Origin of the sequence: Rhodococcus chondri (assembly GCF_036327435.1) — a bacterium.
Classification (GTDB): Bacteria; Actinomycetota; Actinomycetes; order Mycobacteriales; family Mycobacteriaceae; genus Rhodococcus; species Rhodococcus chondri.
In genome coordinates this window covers 1-6904 of the sequence record NZ_JAUZMZ010000217.1, presented here as the reverse complement: position 1 = coordinate 6904, position 6904 = coordinate 1, and the positions used below count along the sequence as shown (strand labels likewise).

The window sequence follows — 6904 nt, the reverse complement described above, 5'->3', positions numbered from 1 at the left end:
CCGCTCGTTCTGATCTTCTGGACGATGCTCTTCGGCGGGCTCGGCTGGTGGCGCACCCGGAGCCGCGACATCATCTGACGTCCGGGCGGTGCCGGCGCAGCCGCAGTGTCGCGCTGTTCGGCCGCCGCCGCTCGTGTCGCAGCGCGGCGCTACTGTCGATTTCGATGCCACACGCCACGCAGTCCCCCGGCTGGATCCGTCGGCTGGGCGCCGAATCGCTGCGCCATCGCGCCACCGCGACCGGTGCGCTGACGGTGACGATCATCGCTGCGCTCATCGACATCGCCTTCCCCCTGCTGACCAAAGTCGCCCTCGACACCGCCACCGGGCAAGGCGAGGTGCGCAGCGAAGGTTTGCGGCTGATCGGTTTCGCGGCCGCCGCGATCGCGATCGGTGCGCTGGTGCGCTTCGGCTGCCAGTACGGGCGGCGGATGCTGGCAGGCCGCCTGTCGCTGGATGTACAGCACGACCTGAGGCTGCGGCTGCTCGGATCGCTGCAGCGGCTCGACGGGCGCGGACAGGACCGGATCCGCACCGGTCAAGTCGTGTCGCGGTCGATCACCGACCTGCAGCTGGTGCAGGGCCTGCTCGCGATGGTGCCGATGTCGGCGGGGGCTCTGCTGCAGTTCGTCCTGGCGCTGGTCATCATGGCGACGCTGTCGCCGTTGCTCACGCTCGTCGCGGTGGTCGTCGTGCCGATCATCGCGACGGTGGTGCGTGTGGTCCGCCCGAAGTTGTTCGCAGCCACGTGGTCGGCGCAGCAGCGCGCCGCCGACCTCGCACAGCATGTCGAGGAAACCGTGACGGGCGTGCGCGTCGTCAAGGGGTTCGGGCAGGAATCCCGGGCCGTCGACCAGCTCGAGGAACACGGCCGTCTCCTCTACGCGGAGCGTTTGCGAGCTGCGCGTATCAACTCGTGGTTCGCCGCGCCGATGGGTGCGATCCCGCAGCTCGGGCTCGTCGCGACGATCGCGCTGGGCGGCTGGCTCGCGCTGCGCGGCGCCATCACCGTCGGCACCTTCGTCGCGTTCACCTCGTACGTGGCGACCATGACGGCCACGACCCGGACGCTTTCGCAGGTCGTCATCATGGCGCAGTTGTCGCGGGCGGCCGTCGAGCGTGTGTACGAGGTGATCGACACCGAGCCCGACGTCGCCGATCCACCCCGTCCCGCGGTACTGCCGGACGGTCCGCTCGGCATCGCGCTGCGCGACGTGACGTTCGCGTTCGAACCCGGCCGGGACGTGCTGCGCGGCGTGGATCTCGAGATAAGGCCCGGCGAGACGGTGGCGATCGTCGGACCGCCGGGGTCGGGCAAGACGGCGCTGTCGCTGTTGCTGCCGCGGTTCTATGCGCCGGAGTCGGGAGCGGTGTCCCTGACGTCGGATGGCACCGACATCGACGTCGCCTCGTTGCAGGCCGGCCGGCTCCGCGAAGCGGTGAGCCTCGTCTTCGACGAGCCGTTCCTGTTCTCGGACACCGTCGGCTCGAACATCGCCCTCGGCCGGCCCGACGCTCCCCTCGACGAGATTCGCGCGGCGGCGGCGGCTGCCCGCGCGGACGAATTCATCGACGCGCTCCCCGACGGCTACGACACGGTGGTCGGCGAACGCGGACTCACGCTCTCGGGTGGCCAGCGGCAGCGTGTCGCGCTGGCCCGGGCACTGCTGTCCGATCCGCGCGTGCTGATCCTCGACGACGCGACGTCGGCGGTGGACGCCGAAACGGAAGCGGCGATCTACGCCGCGCTGCGCGCGCAACCGGAGCGAACCACGCTCGTGCTCGCACACCGGCGCTCGACGCTCGCGCTCGCCGACCGCGTGGCGGTGCTCGACGGTGGCCGCATCGTCGACCTCGGCACGGTCGCCGAGCTCGACGAGTGCAGCCCGGTGTTCCGCAGGCTGCTCTCCGGCTCGGACGATGCGCTCGCCGACACCGACGCGGATGACGGCGGCTCCGCGACTGTCGTCGCGACGCCGGCCGCGCTGTGGCCGGACACGTCGCCCGAACCGGGCGCCCACTCCGGCACCGCCACCCGGTCCGCGACCACGGCGATGGGCCCGGGATCACACGGCCCGGGCGGTGGTGGCCGTGGCGCCGGTGGGCCGGGGAGCGGCGCCCTGGGGGCGGTCGCACCCACTCCGGAGCTGCGTGCCGCAGTGGCGGCACTGCCTCCGGCGACGGAAAGTCCGGGCCGCGACCCGGCGTTGCAGTCGGCGTCGCTGCGCCGTCCGGACCCCGAGTTCCGGTTGCGGACGACGCTACGGCCGGTGCGGTTGCTGCTCGCCGCCGTGGTCGGCTGTCTGGCCGTCGAGGCGCTGACCGGTATCGCGTTCCCGTCGATCGTGCGTTTCGCGGTCGACCGCGGGGTGACACCGGGCGAGGTGGGTCCGCTGATGCAGGCGGCCGCCGTGGGCGTCGCGCTCGCCCTGCTGGGCTGGCTGGCGGTGGCGGTGCTCACGGTGCTCACCGCTCGGGCGGGAGAGCGGGTCCTGTTCGGGCTGCGCGTCCGCAGCTACGCCCACCTGCAGCGACTCGGTCTCGACTACTACGAGCGCGAGCTGTCCGGCCGGATCATGACGCGAATGACCACCGACGTCGACGCGTTGTCGTCGTTCATCCAGACCGGATTGTCCACCGCGGTCGTCAGCGTCCTGACCCTCACGGGTATCTCCGTGGCACTGCTGGCCACCGACCTGTCGCTCGCGCTGGTGGTGCTGTCGGTGATCCCGTTCCTGCTGATCGCGACGCTCTGGTTCCGCGCCGTGTCGGGTGCCGCCTACGCAATTTCGCGCGAAAGGATCTCGCTGGTCAACGCGGACTTCCAGGAGAACGTGACCGGGTTGCGGGCTGCGCAGGCCTACCGCCGGGAGGAGACCGCGGCGCGGCGGTTCGCCGAACGCGCCGATGCCTACCGTCGCAGCCGGATGCGGTCGCAGCGCGCGATCGCACTGTACTTCCCCTTCATCACGTTCCTGTCCGACATCGCGTTGGCTTCGGTCGTGTTCGTGGGCGCCCGCGAAGTGGCCTCGGGCGCCGCGACACCGGGCGTCCTCGTCGCATTCGTGTTGTACCTGAATCTGCTCTTCGGACCCATCCAGCAGTTGTCGCAGGTGTTCGACGGCTACCAGCAGGCGCGCGTCGGACTGCGACGGATCGGCGATCTGCTGCGGACCGGGAGTTCGCTCGAAACCGGACCGACCGGCACCGTGCGGATTCGCGGGCACCTGGACGGCGACGTGCAGCTGAGCGATGTCGGCTTCCGGTACAGCGGCGCCGAGAGCGACGCGCTCGCCGACGTGGACCTGCACATTCCTGCCGGATCGACCGTGGCGCTGGTGGGCCGTACCGGTGCGGGTAAGTCCACGATCGTCAAACTGCTCGCCCGCTTCTACGACCCGACCTCCGGTGAGGTACGGGTGGACGGCCGGGACCTGCGCGAATACCGGCTGCCCGACTATCGCGGCCGGCTGGGTGTGGTGCCCCAGGAGGCCCATCTCTTCACCGGGACGGTCGCGAGCAACATCGCGTACGGCCGGCCGGAGGCCACCCGGGCGGAGATCGAGGAGGCGGCCCGCGCGGTCGGTGCGCTCGACATGATCGCCGGGCTCAGCGGGGGCATGCGGCATCCGATCGGTGAGCGCGGTCAGGGGCTCTCCGCGGGGCAGCGGCAACTGCTGGCCCTCGCGCGGGCGGAACTCGTCGATCCCGATCTGTTGCTGCTCGACGAGGCGACCGCGACCCTCGACCCGGCCACCGAGCGGGCCGTGCTCGAGGCGGGAGCGTCGGTGACGCGGGCGCGCACCGCGGTGATCGTCGCGCACCGGCTCGCCACCGCTGCCCGCGCCGATCTGGTCGTGGTGATCGACGGTGGCCGGATCGTGGAAACCGGGCCGCACGACACGCTGCGGCGCGCCGGCGGTCTGTACACCACTTTGTGGCAACTCGCCAGCGGGGAACTCACTCGCGCCACCGCCGAGGATCTCGCCGAGCGCGGGCCGGAACCCCTTGCCGCGTCGCGGCCCTCGGGTTTGTAACGGGGTCCGCGCTGCGGCGATGCACCTTAGAGGGAATAATCGGCTGTCGAGAACCGTCATCGATGGAGACCCCATCGACACAGAATGTGAGGTAGCTCTCCGGTGTGGACGACCAGTTCTGATCGTCACAGGCCACGGGCTAGCCTCATATGTACAGGCGCTCCGATCGGGTACCGAAGAAAGAAACGAGGCGAACAACTGCCGTGAGCAGCAGCTCTACATCACAGTTCGGACAGAACCAGTGGCTGGTTGACGAGATGTACCAGCGTTTCCAGGACGATCCGTCGTCCGTGGATGCGAGTTGGCACGAATTCTTGACCGACTATTCGCCGGAAAAAGCCGTGGCGGGTGGCGCGAACGGAAGCGACACGAAGGCTGCCGAGTCCAAGGCTCCCACCGCTACCCCCAAGGCCGCTGAGCCGAAGGCAGCAACCCCGAAGACCGCCGAGCCCAAGGCCGCGGCTCCCAAGGCTGCGCCCAAGGCTCCTGCCGCGGACAAGGCTGCTCAGCCGGCCGCCAAAGCACCCGCATCGAAGCCCGCGCCGGCGAAGGCTCCTGCCGCGGCGTCGGCCACAACCGAGGAGAAGAAGGTCCTCCGCGGCGCCGCTGCTGCCGTCGCGAAGAACATGAACGCCTCCCTGTCGATTCCGACGGCGACCAGTGTTCGCGCAGTTCCTGCGAAGTTGATGTTCGACAACCGCATCGTCATCAACAATCATCTCGCCCGTACCCGGGGCGGCAAGGTCTCGTTCACACACCTGCTCGGCTACGCGATCGTTCAGGCGGTCAAAGCGTTCCCGAACATGAACAACCACTACGCCGAGGTCGACGGCAAGCCGAACCTCGTCACGCCGGCGCACACCAACCTCGGTCTCGCGATCGACCTGCCCGGCAAGAACGGCTCGCGTTCGCTCGTCGTCGCCGCCATCCGCAACTGCGAGACGATGAACTTCGCGCAGTTCTACTCGGCGTACGAGGACATCGTCCGGCGCGCACGCGACGGCAAGCTCACCGGTGAGGACTTCTCCGGTGTCACCATCTCGCTGACCAACCCGGGTGGCATCGGCACCGTGCATTCGGTGCCGCGTCTGATGGGCGGTCAGGGCGCGATCATCGGCGCCGGCGCCATGGAGTATCCCGCCGAGTTCCAGGGCGCGTCCGACGAGCGCATCGCCGAGATGGGCATCGGCAAGCTCCTGACGCTGACCTCGACGTACGACCACCGGGTCATCCAGGGCGCCGAGTCGGGTGAGTTCCTCAAGACGATTCACCAGCTGCTGATCTCCGACGAGTTCTACGACGAGATCTTCCATACCCTGCACATTCCTTACGAGCCGGTCCGCTGGCGCAAGGACGTGCCCGAGGGCCTGGTCGACAAGCACACCCGCGTGCTCGAGCTGATCGCCGCATACCGCAGCCGCGGCCACCTGATGGCCGACACCGATCCGCTGCAGTTCGTCCGCGACAAGTTCCGTTCGCACCCCGACCTCGACGTCACCTCCCACGATCTGACGCTGTGGGATCTCGACCGCGAGTTCAACGTGGGCGGCTTCCACGGCCAGCAGAAGATGAAGCTGCGCGACGTGCTGTCGGTGCTGCGCGACGCGTACTGCCGCCACATCGGTATCGAGTACACGCACATCCTCGAGCCCGAACAGCAGCAGTGGATCCAGGAACGCGTCGAGGCGCACCACGTCAAGCCGACGGTCGCCCAGCAGAAGTACATCCTGAGCCGCCTCAACGCCGCCGAGGCGTTCGAGACGTTCCTGCAGACCAAGTACGTCGGCCAGAAGCGGTTCTCGCTCGAGGGCGCCGAAGCGGTCATCCCGATGATGGACGCCATCATCGATCAGGCCGCCGAGCACCAGCTCGACGAGGTCGCGATCGCCATGCCGCACCGCGGTCGCCTCAACGTGCTCGCCAACATCGTGGGCAAGCCGTACTCGAAGATCTTCACCGAGTTCGAAGGCAACCTGAACCCGGCGGCGGCGCACGGCTCCGGCGACGTGAAGTATCACCTCGGCGCCCAGGGCACCTACATCCAGATGTTCGGCGAGAACGACATCACCGTGTCGCTGACGGCCAACCCGTCGCATCTCGAGGCCGTCAACCCGGTTCTCGAGGGCCTGGTCCGCGCCAAGCAGGACATCCTCGACAAGGGTGAGGGCGGCTTCACCGTCCTGCCGCTGCTGCTGCACGGCGACGCCGCGTTCGCCGGTCAGGGCGTGGTGGCGGAGACCCTCAACCTGGCACTGCTGCGCGGCTACCGCACCGGCGGCACCGTGCACATCGTCGTCAACAACCAGGTCGGTTTCACCACCGCTCCGGAGCATTCGCGTTCGTCCGAGTACTGCACCGATGTCGCGAAGATGATCGGCGCGCCGATCTTCCACGTCAACGGTGACGACCCCGAGGCGTGCGTGTGGGTGGCGCAGCTGGCCGTGGACTTCCGCGAGAAGTTCCACAAGGACGTCGTGATCGACATGATCTGCTACCGCCGTCGCGGCCACAACGAGGGCGACGACCCGTCGATGACGCAGCCCGCGATGTACGACGTGATCGACACCAAGCGCAGCGTCCGCAAGAGCTACACCGAGGCCCTCATCGGCCGCGGCGACATCTCCCTCAAAGAGGCCGAGGATGCCCTCCGCGACTACCAGGGCCAGCTGGAACGGGTCTTCAACGAGGTGCGTGAGCTCGAGAAGTACCAGCCCGAGCCGTCCGAGTCGGTCGAACTCGACCAGACTCCGCCGGCGCGCCTGACGACGGCCGTCGACAACGCCGTCCTCGAACGCATCGGCGATGCGTTCGTCAACGTGCCCGAGGGCTTCAGCGTGCACCCGCGCGTCAAGCCGGTCATCGAGAAG

General features: G+C 68.8%; 2 protein-coding genes. Both read left to right on the top strand.

Features of this window, described 5'->3' with window-relative positions; genetic code table 11:
• Window positions 1–164: 164 nt before the first annotated feature.
• On the top strand, window positions 165–4037 hold the full coding sequence (locus Q8814_RS23315; protein WP_330154349.1) for an ABC transporter ATP-binding protein: 3873 nt from the start codon (window positions 165–167) through the stop codon (window positions 4035–4037).
• Between the two features lie 203 nt (window positions 4038–4240).
• A partial coding sequence (locus tag Q8814_RS23310; RefSeq protein ID WP_330154348.1) for a multifunctional oxoglutarate decarboxylase/oxoglutarate dehydrogenase thiamine pyrophosphate-binding subunit/dihydrolipoyllysine-residue succinyltransferase subunit occupies window positions 4241–6904 on the top strand: 2664 nt, incomplete at its 3' end.

Excerpts from the sequence above, each read along its gene's own strand:
- Q8814_RS23315 (WP_330154349.1), top strand. The coding sequence starts at position 165 with ATGCCACACGCCACGCAGTCCCCCGGCTGGATCCGTCGGCTGGGCGCC.